Here is a 15010-nt window from a genome sequence, read left to right as displayed (position 1 = left end):
GGGAGGAAATGACAACAATAAGCCAACGCGGTGCATCGCCCGAATCCATTCAGCACCACTACGATATAAGCAACAAGTTCTATTCACTCTGGCTCGACGAGTCGATGACTTATTCGTGTGCCTTGTGGGATGGCCAAGCCGATGATCTCGCGGCCGCTCAGATGCGCAAGATCGATTATCTCGTGTCCGAGGCAGGCGCGAAGGGGTCCGAACGCGTGTTGGACATCGGGTGCGGCTGGGGCTCGGTCATGCAACGGCTGGTTGCCGAACACGGCGTGCAGCATGTCACCGGTTTGACTTTGAGCGAGGCCCAGGCTCATCACGTGGAGGGCCTGGGCGATCCTCGATTGGAAGTGCTCGTCCGGGACTGGGCGGATTTCGATCCAGACGAACGCTATGACGCTGCCATCTCGATCGGGGCCATGGAGCACTTCGTCAAGTTCGGCTGGAAACGGTCGGACCGAGTCGCGGCGTATCGACGATTCTTCGAAAAGTGTTACGAGTGGCTCAATCCCGGCGCAGGTCTGGCGTTGCAGACGATCGGCAAGGGGAACGTCGCCATGGACGAGCAAGGGCTGCGCGATTGTCTCTTCATAGCGGAGCACATATTCCCGGAATCGGATCCCCCGAGGCTCGCCGAAATAGCGCATGCGGCCGAGAAGCTCTTCGAGATCAGGTCGGTGCTCAACCATCGCGAACACTACGCACTCACCTGTTCTGCGTGGCTCGAAAGGCTACGCGGCAACCGGGCCGAGGCAGAACAGATCGTGGGCCCAGAGAAGGTGTCGGTCTACGAAAGGTACCTCGACGCATCGGTGAGGCAGTTCCGGCTCGAGCACACGAACCTCTATCGAATCTCCCTACGGAAGGTGTGAACCGCTGTGAACGAGTCTTCCCCTGCCGCAATTCTGCGCGAGCGCGCCGGTTTTGCACCCGATGACACAGCGTTCACGTTCATCGACTACGACCAGGACTGGAACGGTGTACCCGAAAGCCTGACGTGGTCGCAGCTGTACCGGCGGACGACGAACGTCGCCAACACGCTCAAAGGTTGTGCGTCGCCCGGTGACCGGGCGGTGATATCGGCACCGCAGGGGCTTGACTACATCGTCGCGTTCTACGGGGCGCTGCAGGCCGGACTCATCGCGGTTCCGCTTTCGGTTCCGATGGGGGGCGTCACCGATGAGCGCGTTGACTCGGTGCTGCGCGATTCGTCGCCGACCGTCGTTCTGACGACGTCTGCCGTCGTCGACAGCGTCACGGCGTCCGTACAGTCGCAGAGCGGCCAATCCGTTCCAGCGGTCGTCGCTGTCGACCTGCTGGACCTGGACGCGCCGCCGATATCCGACGCCGGGACCGAAGACGGCCCGGGCATCGCGTATCTGCAGTACACGTCCGGGTCGACGCGTGCACCGGCGGGTGTCATGGTGTCGAACAGGAATCTTGTGATCAACTTCGGGCAGCTGATGGCCGACTTGTTCGCCGACGACGGAAACGTGCCCCCGCCGGACACCACCATCGTGTCGTGGCTGCCGTTCTATCACGACATGGGTTTGATGGTCGGAATCTTCGTGCCGGTCCTGGCGGGGCTGCACGCTGTGCTCATGAGCCCGATGGCCTTCCTGCAGCGGCCGGCCCGGTGGATGCAGTTGCTGGCCAGCAACAGACACGCGTTTTCGTCGGCGCCCAACTTCGCTTTCGAGATCGCCGCGAAGAAGACGTCCGACGAAGACATGGCCGGGCTCGATCTCGGGGAAGTCCGTGGCATCGGTAGCGGTAGCGAGCGGATCAACCCCGCCACCATCAAGCGCTTCACCGAGCGGTTCGCCCGCTTCAACCTTCGCGATACGGTGCTGCGACCCGGATACGGCCTGGCGGAGGCGACGGTGTACGTGGTGACCGGCCGGCCGAATCAAGTACCGAAAGTCGTCCGGTTCGACTCGGACAAGCTGACCGCCGGCAAGGCGGAGCGGTGCCAGAACGGCGGTGGGACACCGTTGGTCAGCTACGGTGTGCCGCAGTCGCCGACCGTCCGGATCGTTGATCCCGACACGATGACCGAGTGTCCGGCGGGGGTGACGGGTGAGATCTGGGTGCACGGCGAGAACGTCGCGCTGGGCTATTGGCAGAAGCCCGAGGAAACCGCGGCCACGTTCGGCGCAAAGATCGTCGCGCCCTCCGACGGCACACCCGAGGGGCCGTGGCTGCGAACCGGAGATCAGGGCTTCGTTTTCGACGACGAGGTCTTCGTCATCGGCCGCATCAAGGATCTGTTGATCGTCTACGGGCGCAACCATTCACCCGACGACATCGAGGCGACGGTCCAGGAGATCACGGCGGGCCGGTGCGCGGCGATCGCGGTTCCCGATCGTCAGACCGAGAAACTCGTCGTCATCATCGAGGCCAAGAAGCGGGGCGACTCCGAGCAGGAGGCCTCAGAGAAGCTCGCCGAGGTCAAGCGCGAGGTCACCTCGGCGATCTCCAACTCGCACGGCCTCAACGTCGCCGATCTTGTTCTGGTACCGCCTGGTTCGATACCGATCACCACCAGCGGCAAGGTCCGGCGGGCGACATGTGTCGAGCAGTACCGACACAGCCAGTTCGCCCGCATCGACGCCTAGGCGGGCCATTCGCTGACGGCGGGGAAGCCGTTGACCTCATCCATTGTTGAGGTTCTACGGTGAATTGATGAGCATCGAAACGGTCGCCCGCCAGACGCTGTACCGGCAGTCACACGCCCGGGGCGGCGATCTGCGCTCGCTTCTCAACTGCGCGCTGCTGCGTCGCATCTGGAGTTTCGCGGGTCGGCATCACCCGCGGCTGCGTGCGTTCGTCGCGGTCAGCGTCGTCGGCGCGCTTCTGGGCGTCGCCACGCCGGTACTGGCGGGCAAAGTCGTCGACGCGATCACCGGGAACTCGCTCCGCACGGTGCTGTTGCTGGCGGCGGTCATCGCGGCTGTGGCGCTCGCGGAGACGGCCGCCTCGCTGGTGACCCGCTGGCTGTCGGCGACGATCGGCGAGGGCCTCATCCTCGATCTGCGCACCGCGGTGTTCGACCACGTGCAGCGGATGCCGGTCGCATTCTTCACCCGAACCCGCACGGGCGCGCTGGTCAGCCGGCTCGGCAACGACGTGATGGGCGCGCAACGGGCGTTCTCCGACACGCTGTCCGGTGTCGTGTCGAACCTGGTGACGCTCACGCTGACGTTGGTGGTGATGCTGTCGATCTCGTGGCAGATCACGTTGCTGTCGCTGGTGCTGGTGCCGCTGTTCATCGTGCCCGCCCGGCGGATCGGCGCCACGATGGCGCGGCTGTCCCGCGAGGCCGCCGCCCACAACGCGACGATGAACACGCAGATGACCGAACGGTTCTCGGCGCCGGGCGCCACGCTGGTGAAGCTGTTCGGCAATCCGGCGACCGAATCGCGGGAGTTCGCGGTGCGCGCGGGACGCGTACGCGACATCGGCGTGAAGACCGCGATGCTGCAGTCGGTCTTCATGAACTCGCTGACGCTGATGTCGGCGTTGGCGCTGGCACTGGTGTACGGGCTCGGCGGCGTGCTGGCCATCGGTGGCCACCTGCAGGCGGGGGCCATCGTGTCGCTGGCCCTGCTGTTGACCCGGTTGTACGCGCCGCTGACCGCGCTGGCCAACGCCCACGTCGAGATCGCCACCGCGCTGGTCTCTTTCGAGCGGGTCTTCGAGGTGCTCGACCTCGAGCCGCTGATCCGGGAGAGGCCGAACGCCGTCGCGGTCCCAGATGGACCCGTCGAAGTGAAGTTCGACGATGTGCGGTTCTCCTACCCGGCGGCGGACAAGGTGTCGCTGGCCTCGCTGGAGGAGGTCGCGGTCCTCGACCATCGGGGTGGTGACGAAGTGCTGCACGGCATTTCGTTCACGGCGCGGCCGGGACAGATCATCGCGCTGGTCGGCTCGTCGGGCGCGGGCAAGTCGACGATCGCGTCGCTGATCGCCCGCCTCTACGACGTCGGAGCCGCGGATGCGGCGACATCAGACGAAGGCTCCGGTTCGATAAAGCTCAACGGCGTCGACGTCCGCGACCTGACGTTCGATTCGCTGAAGGACACCATCGGAGTGGTCACCCAGGACGGGCACCTGTTCCACGAGTCGATCCGCGCCAACCTCAAGCTCGCGGCGCCCGAGGCGACGGACGACGAACTGTGGGACGCGCTCGACCGCGCCCGGCTCGCCGACGTGGTCGCGGACATGCCCGACGGCCTCGACACCGTCGTCGGCGAGCGCGGCTACCGCTTGTCGGGCGGGCAGCGGCAGCGGCTGACCATCGCCCGGTTGCTGCTGGGCCGCTCGCGCGTCGTCGTGCTCGACGAGGCCACCGCTTCGCTGGACTCCGAATCCGAGGCCGCCGTGCAGCAGGCGCTGACCGAGGTGCTGGCGGGCCGCACCTCCATCGTCATCGCCCACCGGCTGTCGACCGTGCGTGCGGCCGACCTCATCCTCGTCGTCGAGGACGGCCGCATCGTCGAACGGGGCACCCACTTCGAACTGCTCGCCAATCGGGGCCGCTACGCCGACCTGTACGAGACCCAGTTCGGTGATCAGGAGGAAGGCGTCGCGGCATGACCATCCGTCGAGATCGACGCTTTGGTCGATTCTCGGCGACGATTTCCGCCAATTCGTCGGTTTCGGCGAGGCCGTTATCGAATTGCCCCGCATGGGAACATGGACCCAGTGGTTGACCCCGTAGTTCATGCCCTGCGCTCAGCGCCGGCCATCGCACCGCCACCGCAACGCCGACGCGCGAGCTCGGACCTGTGGCGGATGCTGCCGTACCTGATGCCGTACCGGGCGCGCTGGATCGCGATGGTCACCGTCGCGATCGCCAGCCTGGCCGCCACCGTGGCGATTCCGCTGATGACCAAGGCCGTCATCGACGGTCCGGTCCGGCATCAGGACCCGCAGGGCCTCTGGCTGCTGGGCGCCGCCGCCATGGGTGTCGGCATCTGCGAGGCGGTGCTGTGGTTCATCCGCCGTTGGCTGGCGGCGCGCGCCACCATGGGGGTCGAGGCCGACATCCGCAAGGACCTCTACGCCCGGCTGCAGATCTTGCCGATGAGTTTCCACGGCCGCTGGCAGTCCGGTCAGCTGCTGTCGCGAATCATGAACGACCTCAGCACGATTCGCCGCTTCATGTCCTTCGGTCTGCTCTTTCTCCTGCTCAACGGCCTGCAGATCACCGTGGTGACCGTGATCCTGCTGGCGATGTACTGGCCGCTGGGCGTGGTCGTGGTGGTGTCGATCGTGCCGATCACGATGACAATCCTGCACTTTCAGCAGGAGTACACCCGGCTGTCGCGGTTGGCTCAGGACCAGGCCGGCCACGTCGCCACCCACGTCGAGGAGTCCGCGCTGGGGCTGCGGGTGGTGAAGTCCTTCGGCCGCGAGGAGTACGTCTACGACCGGTTCGACGAACAGCTCACGAATCTGTATGACACGCAGCTGGATCGGGTGTCGGTGTCGGCGAAGTTCTGGACGCTGCTCGAGGTCATCCCGAACCTGACGTTGATCGTCGTACTCGGCTTCGGCGCCTACGCCGCCGGCCACGGCCACGTCACCATGGGCACACTGGTCGCGTTCATCACGATGATGCTGTCGCTGGTGTGGCCGATCGCGTCGCTGGGCTTCTTGCTGTCGATGACACAGGAGTCGTTCACCGCGGCCAACCGGATCGCCGAGATCTTCGACGCGCCACGGGAAATCGTCGACGGCACCGTTGACCAGCCGCCGAGCGGCGGGCGCCTCGAGCTCATCGACGTGGGCTTCCGATTCCCCGACGCCGCCCCCGACGAAGTGGCGCCGTCCGGCGAGCCGGACAATTGGGCATTGCGCCACGTCACCGTCACGGTCGAACCGGGGGAGACGCTGGCGCTGGTCGGGTCGACGGGCGCCGGCAAGTCAGTGCTGGTCGCCCTGCTGTCGCGCCTCTACGACGTCACCGAGGGCGCGATCTGCATCGACGGTCGCGACATCCGCGAGCTGAGCCTGCCCGCCCTTCGGCAGACGGTGGCCACCGCGTTCGAGGACCCGACGCTGTTCTCCATGTCGGTGGCCGAGAACCTGGCGCTGGGCCGCCCCCCGGAGAACCCGGCCACGGACGCCGAGTTGCGTCAGGCCGTCGAGGTCGCCGCCGCGCAGTTCGTCTACGACCTGCCGTTCGGCCTCGAGACCCGCATCGGCGAGCAGGGCATGAGCCTGTCCGGCGGCCAGCGCCAACGGCTGTCGCTTGCGCGGGCGATCCTGGCGGCGCCGAAAATCCTCGTGCTCGACGACACGCTGTCGGCGCTCGACGTGCACACCGAGGCGGTCGTCGAGGAGGCACTGCGGCGCGTGCTGCACTCCGTCACCGGAATCGTTGTCGCGCACCGGGCGTCGACGGTTCTGCTCGCCGACAAGGTCGCGTTGCTGGAGAACGGGACCATCACCCACGTCGGCACCCATGCCGAGCTGCTGGCCGGGGTGCCGCAGTACCGCTACCTGCTGGCCGCCGACGACGAGCTCGACGACGGCTGTGAACGCATCCCGACCTGGGAGGACGAGGAGGACCGCACACGCCTCGAGCACCTGGTCGAGGAGGAGCCGCCGCGCCGTCCCCTGCTTGCGCGTGGGCCCAACGTCACCTCGGAGGCGGAGCGCCGATGACCGCCACCGACACCCCGGACACCGCGACCACAGAGTGGCGGGGCAAATTCGAAGAACAGCAGGACGACCTGCCGATCGACGAGAGCATCGACCGACGCCGCGAAGCGCGCGCGCTGCTGGGCTCGCTGCTGCGCCCGTACCGCTTCACGGTCGCGCTGCTCGCACTCGTCGTGGTGGTGGAGAATGCTGCGCGCCTGTCGGTTCCGATCCTCGTCCAGCGCGGTATCGACCACGGGATCCCCCCGATCATCGAGGGCGGTGCGGCTCACACGCTGCTGATGATCATCGGTGTCCTCGCCGTCGTGGTGGTGGTTCAGGCCACCAGCCGGATGTTCTTCCTGCGGCGTTCGGGCCATATCGGGCAGAAGGTGCTTCGGGAGTTGCGCCGCCGGGTGTTTCGGCATTTCCAGCGGCTCGACATCGCGTTTCACGAGCGCTACACGTCGGGTCGGGTGGTCAGCCGGTCCACCAACGACGTCGAGGCCATCCAGGACATGCTGGAAACCGGCTTCGACAGCCTGGTCACCGCGGTGCTCACGCTCTTCGGCACCGCGATCCTGCTGGTCACGCTCGACTGGCGACTCGGGTTGATGTGCCTTGGCGCGTTCCCGGTGCTGATCGTGCTGGTGTGGTGGTTCCGCAACGAGTCGGCCAGGACGTATCGCCGGGTCCGGGAAAGCGCCGCCTTGGTGATCGTGCAGTTCGTCGAGACCATGACCGGCATCAAGGCCGTGCAGGCCTACCGGCGCGAACCGCGAAATCAGCAGATCTTCGAAGACATCGCCGACCGCTACAAGGCCGACAACGAGCGCACCTTCCGCCTGCTCGCGATCTTCATGCCGGGGGTCAAGCTCGTCGGCAACCTCACCACCGGCGTGGTGCTGCTCTACGGCGGCTACCGCGTGCTCAACGGTGAGATGACGATCGGCACGCTGACCGCGTTCCTGCTGTATCTGCGCATGTTCTTCGAGCCCATGCAGGAGATCTCGCAGTTCTTCAACATGTTCCAGTCGGCGTCGTCGGCGCTGGAGAAACTGGCCGGCGTGCTGGCCGAGCGGCCCGCCATCTTGGACCCTGCGCGTCCCGTCGCGCTGACCGACGTGCGCGGCGAGATCGCCTTCCGCGACGTGCGGTTCGCGTACGTTCCGGACCGTCCGGTGCTGCCGGGGTTGACGGTCGAGGTGCCCGCGGGCCAGACCGTCGCGCTGGTCGGCACCACCGGTGCGGGCAAGACGACGATCGCCAAGCTGATCGCGCGGTTCTACGACCCGACGTCGGGTTCGGTCACCTTGGACGGCGTCGACCTGCGCGAGCTTTCGCAGATCGAACTGCGTCGACATGTCGTGATGGTCACCCAGGAGAACTTCATGTTCGACGGGACCATCGCCGACAACATCCGGTTCGGCCGGCCCGACGCCACCGACGCGCAGGTCGCTGCGGCCGCCGAAGCCGTCGGCGCCGACCGGTTCATCGCCGCCCTGCCCGACGGATACGCCACCGACGTCGCCAAGCGGGGTGGCCGGCTCTCGGCGGGGCAGCGCCAACTCGTCGCGTTCGCGCGGGCGTTTCTCGCCGACCCCGCGGTGCTGATCCTCGACGAGGCGACGTCGTCGCTGGACATTCCCAGCGAACGCATGGTGCAGCGGGCGCTGGAGACGGTGCTCGCCGACCGCACGGCGCTCGTCATCGCGCATCGACTGTCGACGGTGCAGATCGCCGACCGGGTGCTGGTTCTCGAGCACGGCCGGATCGTCGAGGACGGTACGCCCGCAGATCTCATCGCCCGCAGCGACGGCCGCTACGCCGCGCTGCACCGGGCGTGGGTGCAGTCGTTGGCATAGGGGCGCACCCCCATCGAAACTGCGCAGAGATCGAGAGTTTGAGCGATTTCACGATCTGTGTGCAGTTTCGCCGAGTCAGGCCTGCGCCAGCAGCTCTTCGAGCTTCTCGTTGATCGCCGGCAGCTGCGAAGTGAGCATCGAGATGATCCGCTCCCGCGCCCGCACGCTGACATTGGCGGTCACATGGTGCAGGGCGTTGAGGCGAGCCGCGTCGACCCACGCCATCATGTCCGGGTCGGAGAACCACTTCAGTTGGTTCTCGTTGAAAATCAACATCATTCGAAGCCAGTCGGTCGGTACGTGCGGATACGGCACCGGGCGGCAGAACGCGTTGCGGGTGTCATCGTCGGGATACGCCGCCTCGACGTGCGCGATCACCGATGCGCTGAAGGCCGGCTGGCAGGTGCGCACCGTCTGCAGGGCGATGCGGTCGCCGCTGAACACCGTCGTCACCGGTTCCTTACCCAAACCGTCTGCGCTGCAATCGATGTAGAGCACAGAGGCCTCGACGTCGCGGACGCCGCCGTCGAGCGTGATGCGACCCGGCTCGACCGCTTGCACATGCCCCATCCGCACGACGTCCCCGATGCGCCGCAACTCGGTGAGCTCCGCCTGCGACAGGATCGCGCACCGGTACATCGTCGGCTCCACGGACCGGTCGATGCGCTGCAGGCATCCCTTGTCCTCCAGCCGGTCGAACAGATCGGGAAGCGAGCCGGCCTCCTGCACGGCGGCGAGTTGGTTGCCGAAATCGCGCAGCACCACCTGCGCGAACTGCCTGCCCGGTTGGATCGCCGCTCGATCCAGCACCCAGGACTCGCGGGGCTTGATCCACGTGACGCGCTCGGGCGCGACGCCGTGCCGCAGCAGCCACAGACACGAGTCCATCGCCGTCTTGCCGGCCCCGACGATGACATAGCGGTCGCGGGCCTCGCGGACCCGCGGCAGCTCGTTGGGCGGCACCACATCCACATCCGCAACGGCGTACGAGGGACGTCGCATCGACGGCACGATGATCTCCACGTGGGTGGTCACCACCCGCCGCGCGACCACCTCGACGTCCTCGCCGCCGAGCGTGCGCACCCGCCCGTCGCCGAGATACTCGCTCATCGGCAGGTACGTCACTCGCCCGGTCGGCAGCAGGTGCTGGCGCATCACCGCATCGAAGTACGCGCACACCTCTGCGCCGCTGGCCAACTCGTAATAGCCTGCGTTGAGCCCGAATTGGTCGATGGAGTCGCTGCCCAGACCGCGGGAGTTCACCCCGTAGTAGGCCGATGGTTGGTGCAGCCGCACGAACGGGTACGCCGTCGTCCAGTGTCCGCCGGGCTGGTCGTTGCGATCCACCATCACGACCGTGGCATCGGACTCGCCGACCAGCGTGTCGGTGAACGCGAGCCCCATCGCTCCGGCGCCGACCACCAGATAGTCGGCTTCCAGTGTGCGCATCTACCGCACGCTAGCGAAGAACGCGGCGACGTCGTCGACGAAGAGCTCCGGTTGCTCGAAGGCCGCGAAGTGTCCGCCGCGCGGCATCGTCGTCCAGTGCGTGATGTTGTAGTTCTGCTCGCACCAGCTGCGCGGCGGGCGGCCGATCTCCTTCGGGAACGAGGCGACGCCGGTGGGCAGCGCGACGTAGCGGCCGCCGCCGAAGTTGGAGAAGCTCTCCCAGTACAGCCGCGCGGAGGACGCGCCCGACGCGGTCAGCCAGTAGAACATGACGTTGTCGAGCATCTCGTCGCGGCTCAGCACGTTCTCGGGATGGCCGTCGCAGTCCACCCAGACCCAGAACTTCTCGACGATCCACGCCAACTGCCCGACCGGGGAGTCCACCAAGCCGTACCCCAGCGTCTGCGGCCGCGTCGCCTGCTGCCGCATGTAGCCCGATTCCCACTTGCCGTAGTGGGCGCCCGCGGCCAGCGCGGCCTTCTCCTCGTCGGTGGGGTCGGTCAGATCCTTCGGCGGCCGGGCGATCGGCATGTTCGTGTGAATGGCCACGCAGCCGCCCTCGTTGCGGCCGATCTGCGTGGTGACCGCCGACCCCCAGTCGCCGCCCTGGGCGCCGTAGCGCTCGTATCCCAGTCGGCCCATCAGCGTCTCCCACGCCGTAGCGATCCGCTCGACGCCCCACCCGGTGCGGGTCGGTTTACCGGAGAACCCGTAACCGGGCAGCGACGGGCACACCACGTCGAACCCGCGCTCGGTCAGCGGCTCGATGACTTTGTGGAACTCGACCACCGACCCGGGCCAGCCGTGGGTGATCAGCAGCGGGAACGCGTCGGCGTGCGGTGAGCGCTGATGGATGAAATGCAACTCGAGGCCGTCGATCTCGGTGGTGTACTGGTCGAACCGGTTCAACGCGCGCTCGCGGGCGCGCCAGTCGTACCCGTCGGCCCAGTACGTCGCGAGTTCGCGGGTGTAGTCCAGCGGGATGCCCTGGCTCCAGTCGTCGACGCATTCGGCGTCCGGCCATCGGGTGCGTCGCAGCCGCGTTTGCAGATCCTCGAGGTCTTCGTCCGGCACGGCGATGTGGAAGGGAGCGATCACAGCCATGTGCCGATAGTGTCATCGCCGTCCTTCGCACCGTCGAGAAGGTGTCCCCACGTTTCCCGCGCGACGTCAACGGCGCGCGGCTCACAATCCACGGTCGGCTGCCTCTGGGCCAGCGCGACGAGCGCGTCGGCGAGGCTGACCGCCTTGACTCCGTTCCGCTTCGCCGTCTGCGCCAACTCGAAGAACGCCTGGTTCAGGTGGTAGCGGCGCAGCGCGATGAGCACGCCTTCGGCGGTGTCGAGTATCCGATCGGCGCTGCGCCGCCGGTCCTGCGATACCTGGTACTCGGTCACGGTGACACTCCGTCTGTGTGGACGCCGCCCGGCCACCCGCATGGCGCGCACGCGGACGAGCGCGGGCGGCTACGCGATCACGCGTTCAGCGCTGCCTTCTGCCGGCCGGCGGTGACCGCGACCTTCTTGGGCTTGGCGGTATCCGAGACGGGAATGGTCAGTCGCAAGACACCGTCGTGGTAGTCGGCGCTGATCTTGTCGACATCGATGCCGCTGCCCAACGACAGCTGCCGGCTGAACACACCGTGGGGTCGCTCGGCGACCAGCCAGTTGCGGGTGTCGGCGGGTTCCGGTCGCTCGGCGCGCACCGTCAGGACGTTGTTGTCGACGTCGACGTCGAGGCTGTCGGCGTCGATTCCGGGCAGATCGAACTCGACGACGTAGGCCTCACCGGTGCGCCACGCGTCCAGGGGTGCCGACGACTGCGCGCCGGCGATCGTGGCGCCCCACAGTTGTTGGGTGAGCCGATCGACGTCACGGAAGAGCGGATCGTACTTCAGCATGGTCATCACCTCCCAGTCAACAGACAGTCAATTCTGTTGCCTTACACAACTTGTCGGATCTAGAGAGATATTCCCCACACGAAGCCGGATGCGACGATCGCGTCGTGTGGCGGGGGCCGACCGGACAGCGCTGTCTCGACGCCCGGTAATAATCGGCGGTGATGTGGACCCCGATGCTCGTCCTGATCGCCGCCGCCACGCTGATGGCCGCCGTCCTGCTCGGAGGAGGACTCTACGAAACCGTCGTCATCGACCCGGCCTGGCCCAAGCGGCCGGGGATCATCCAGTCCCGCAACGGTGGGATCTCGCGGCGCCGGTTCTGGATCCCCGCGCACACGGCGTTCGAGGTGCTGCTCATCGTCGCGCTCTTCGCGGCATGGAAGGAGGCCGACGTGCGAACCGCGCTGCTGGTGGCACTGGTCAGCCACGCGGTGATGCGGGTGTGGTCGCTGATCGACTTCGTGCCCAAGGCGATGGCGTTCGAGCGGACCGATCCGGCGGAAGTCGACGAGGCGGCGGCGGTGCGCTGGACGCGGCGCAGCCTCGTGCGGTTGCCGCTCGACCTCGTCACGTGCGTGGCGATGCTCGCCGCGCTCGCGGTCGCATAGATCGGTCGGCCAGCGGGCATAGCTAGGACATGAGTGAGCGACGGAACCAATCATGATCTCGGCCGAGGATGTGCGCGCACTGCTGCGGTCCGAAGAGAAGGACGCCGTGCTGGTGGTCATCGAGGGTCGCGTGGAGGTGATCGGCGCCGGCCGGCTCGCGTCGGCCGATTACCGCGGCGCGCTCGAGGTCGTGTCCCGCGACGACCTGGTGAAGCGCATCGGCGAGACGCCGTCCGATCACGAAATCGACGAGCAGGCAGCCCAACTCGACACCGCGGTCTCCGAGCTGGGCGGCTGAGGCCGGCTACGCCTCGATCTCGCCGGCGATCTTGCGTTCGATGCTCGCCCGGGTCGTCGCGGGCAGCACGATCAGACCGTCGAGCTCCTTCTGCGCGCGGGCATAGGCGGCCTTGCGCTCCTCGGAGGTCGCCCCGCCGTCTGAGGCCAGCCGGAGCAGGTTCTGGGCCCGTTCGATGCGCATCCGGTCCTCGGCCGAGAAGTCGCTGCGGCGCCGGCGAACCGCGTCGGCCTCGGCGACGTCGAACGCTGCGACGTACTCGTGCACGGCGTCGCGGTACTCGAGTTGCGCCCCGCGGTCGCCGAGGATGTCGTCGACGGATTCCGGCCGCAGCAGGTCCGCATGGCTCCTGGCCTTGTGGAATGCGATGGTCAGCGGAGCCCGCATGTCGGTCATGAGCGGGAAATCCAAAAGCTTGGCGACGTCGATCTCGTAGTCGAGCCAGCGGGCGTCGGTCTGCGCGTGGCGCTGCAGCACCTTGGTCATCTCACGCCGGTTCGCCGCCTCATCGGTACGGGCCCGCCCCGACGCCTCGGCGAGCGCCACTTTGGTCTGCTGCTTTATCCGGTAGCGCTCGAGCCGGCGTTGTGCACGACGCTCGTTGGCCGCCGCCACCGCCCGCACGCCGCCGCCGATCACGCCGCCCAGCGGGAATATCAGCCACCAGAAGTTTCCGGCGAAATGAAGCAGGGCTTCCACGTTTTCCAGCATGCCATTCGTAGGTGGCGCGGCGGCCGGACGAGTTCGCCGCTGTACCGCGGCTTCACAGGCCGATCCGCCGGTACCGCCGAAGCCTGACCTGCAGCCGTTCGTCGCCGGGAACCGAACGCAGCGAATGCAGTTCGTTCGCGATCACCGCCGACAACCGCTGCGTGAACTGCAGAGGTTCATCGGCGGCGTCGGGGTGTTCGGGCACGACGACGTCGACGATGCCGTCACGCAGCAGGTCGGCCGACCGAATGCCCTGCGCGGCAGCAAGTTCCGCGGCGTGGTCGAGATCCCGGAACACGATCGCGCTGGCGCCCTCGGGCGGTAGCGGGGCCAGCCAGCCGTGCAGTGCGGCCAGCACCCGGTCGGCCGGCACCATCGCCAGCGCCGGCCCGCCGCTGCCCTGACCCAACAGCACCGACACCGTCGGGGTGGCCAAGGTGACCAGTTCGGCCAGGCAGCGCGCGATCTCGCCCGCGAGCCCGCCCTGCTCGGCCTCGACGGTCAACGCCGGTCCGGCGGTGTCGATGACGAGCACCAGCGGCAGTTGCAGACCCTCGGCCAACGCCATGCCCCGCCGCGCCTCCAGCAGTGCCGCCGGCCCGACCATCCCGCCGACCACGCGCTGTTGGCCGAGCACCACCGCCGGCTGACCGCCGAACCGGGCCAGCGCGAGCAACGTCGTCGCCGCCTCACCCTGTCCCGTTCCCGACAGCAGCACCCGGTCGGTCGTACCGTGCCGCAGCAGGTATCCGACGCCGGGCCGGTCCGGCCGGCGCGACGCCTCCACCGAATCCCACGCCGGCACGTCCGGCGGGGACCGGAGCTCCGGCGCCGGCGGCGGCGGGTCGGGCGGGTCCGCGAGCACTTTCAACGCGCGGTTCAGCGTGGTGCGCACCGCGTCGAGCGGGACAACGCCGTCGATGACGCCGTGTCGGTGCAGGTTCTCGGCGGTCTGGATGCCCTCGGGAAACGGCTCGCCGTAGAGGTGCTCGTACACCCGCGGCCCCAGGAAACCGACCAGCGCGCCCGGTTCGGCGCCGGTCACATGCCCCAACGAACCCCAGGATGCGAACACGCCGCCGGTCGTGGGGTGCCGCAGATACACCAGGTACGGCAGATGGGCACGCTTGTGCAGTTCGACGGCCGCGGCGATCTTCACCATCTGCAAAAACGCGACCGTGCCCTCCTGCATGCGGGTGCCACCCGAACTGGGCGACGCCAGCAGCGGTAGCCGCTCCGCCGTCGCCCGCTGTACCGCCGCGGTGATCCGCTCGGCCGCCGCGACGCCGATGGAGCCGGCCAGGAAGTCGAACTCGCACAGCACCAGAGCAACCCGGCGACCGAACACCGTGCCTTCGCCGGTCACCACCGACTCGTCCAGCCCCGTCTTGGCGGCCGCGGCGGCGAGCGCCCGCTGGTAGTCCGCGCTGGCCTCGACGCCCAGCGGTGGGCCGTCCCAGCTCCGGTAAGACCCCGGGTCCAGCACGGCGTCGCGCACCTCGAGGGCACCGATCCGGCTCACCAG

At 67.6% G+C, this 15010-nt stretch carries 13 protein-coding genes; 7 read left to right on the top strand and 6 right to left on the bottom strand.

Annotation, left to right across the window (positions count from 1 at the left end):
• The first annotated feature begins 8 nt into the window (after positions 1 to 8).
• The 5 genes from AU188_RS08475 (at position 9) to AU188_RS08455 (ending at position 8519) form a co-directional block, all read left to right on the top strand.
• Positions 9 to 875 (top strand): SAM-dependent methyltransferase, encoded by an 867-nt coding sequence (locus AU188_RS08475; protein WP_059163294.1) that lies wholly within the window; start codon positions 9 to 11, stop codon positions 873 to 875.
• Between the two features lie 6 nt (positions 876 to 881).
• Positions 882 to 2621, top strand: coding sequence for an AMP-binding protein (locus AU188_RS08470; protein WP_059163293.1), 1740 nt, complete (start codon positions 882 to 884; stop codon positions 2619 to 2621).
• A 67-nt stretch (positions 2622 to 2688) separates the two neighbouring features.
• On the top strand, positions 2689 to 4602 hold the full coding sequence (locus AU188_RS08465) for an ABC transporter ATP-binding protein (RefSeq protein ID WP_059163292.1): 1914 nt from the start codon (positions 2689 to 2691) through the stop codon (positions 4600 to 4602).
• 108 nt (positions 4603 to 4710) lie between these two features.
• The gene (locus AU188_RS08460; RefSeq protein WP_286137359.1) at positions 4711 to 6678 is read left to right on the top strand and encodes an ABC transporter ATP-binding protein; all 1968 of its coding nucleotides are present in this window, start codon (positions 4711 to 4713) and stop codon (positions 6676 to 6678) included.
• Positions 6675 to 8519, top strand: coding sequence for an ABC transporter ATP-binding protein (locus AU188_RS08455; protein ID WP_059163290.1), 1845 nt, complete (start codon positions 6675 to 6677; stop codon positions 8517 to 8519). The genes AU188_RS08460 and AU188_RS08455 overlap by 4 nt, the downstream gene beginning before the upstream one ends.
• Positions 8520 to 8594: 75 nt before the next feature.
• Here the strand turns inward: AU188_RS08455 and AU188_RS08450 are convergent, their stop codons facing one another.
• The 4 genes from AU188_RS08450 to AU188_RS08435 form a co-directional block, all read right to left on the bottom strand.
• On the bottom strand, positions 8595 to 9968 hold the full coding sequence (locus tag AU188_RS08450; protein ID WP_059163289.1) for an NAD(P)-binding protein: 1374 nt from the start codon (positions 9966 to 9968) through the stop codon (positions 8595 to 8597).
• Entirely contained in the window at positions 9969 to 11072 is a 1104-nt protein-coding gene (locus AU188_RS08445) for an epoxide hydrolase family protein (protein WP_059163288.1), read from the bottom strand. It abuts the gene before it with no gap.
• Positions 11063 to 11365, bottom strand: a complete 303-nt coding sequence (locus AU188_RS08440; protein WP_059163287.1) for a hypothetical protein — start codon at positions 11363 to 11365, stop codon at positions 11063 to 11065. The genes AU188_RS08445 and AU188_RS08440 overlap by 10 nt, the downstream gene beginning before the upstream one ends.
• Before the next feature lie 77 nt (positions 11366 to 11442).
• On the bottom strand, positions 11443 to 11874 hold the full coding sequence (locus AU188_RS08435) for an Hsp20/alpha crystallin family protein (RefSeq protein WP_172799436.1): 432 nt from the start codon (positions 11872 to 11874) through the stop codon (positions 11443 to 11445).
• Positions 11875 to 12029: 155 nt separating this feature from the next.
• Between AU188_RS08435 and AU188_RS08430 the strand changes: the two genes are divergently transcribed.
• Both AU188_RS08430 and AU188_RS08425 read left to right on the top strand, forming a co-directional pair.
• Positions 12030 to 12476: a hypothetical protein gene (locus tag AU188_RS08430; protein WP_059163285.1), complete on the top strand. Its 447-nt coding sequence runs from the start codon at positions 12030 to 12032 to the stop codon at positions 12474 to 12476.
• 52 nt (positions 12477 to 12528) lie between these two features.
• Positions 12529 to 12774, top strand: a complete 246-nt coding sequence (locus AU188_RS08425) for a hypothetical protein (RefSeq protein WP_059098191.1) — start codon at positions 12529 to 12531, stop codon at positions 12772 to 12774.
• Between the two features lie 6 nt (positions 12775 to 12780).
• Here the strand turns inward: AU188_RS08425 and AU188_RS08420 are convergent, their stop codons facing one another.
• Together AU188_RS08420 and AU188_RS08415 are read right to left on the bottom strand one after the other, a co-directional pair.
• Positions 12781 to 13485: a hypothetical protein gene (locus tag AU188_RS08420; RefSeq protein ID WP_059163284.1), complete on the bottom strand. Its 705-nt coding sequence runs from the start codon at positions 13483 to 13485 to the stop codon at positions 12781 to 12783.
• 52 nt (positions 13486 to 13537) lie between these two features.
• Entirely contained in the window at positions 13538 to 15007 is a 1470-nt protein-coding gene (locus AU188_RS08415) for an acetyl-coenzyme A carboxylase carboxyl transferase subunits beta/alpha (RefSeq protein WP_059163283.1), read from the bottom strand.
• Between the last annotated feature and the right edge of the window lie 3 nt (positions 15008 to 15010).

This window comes from Mycobacterium sp. IS-3022 (genome assembly GCF_001500065.1).
In the GTDB taxonomy this organism is placed as follows: domain Bacteria; phylum Actinomycetota; class Actinomycetes; order Mycobacteriales; family Mycobacteriaceae; genus Mycobacterium.
Note: the sequence above shows the minus strand (reverse complement) of the source record. Positions and strands in the feature narration are given on the sequence as shown.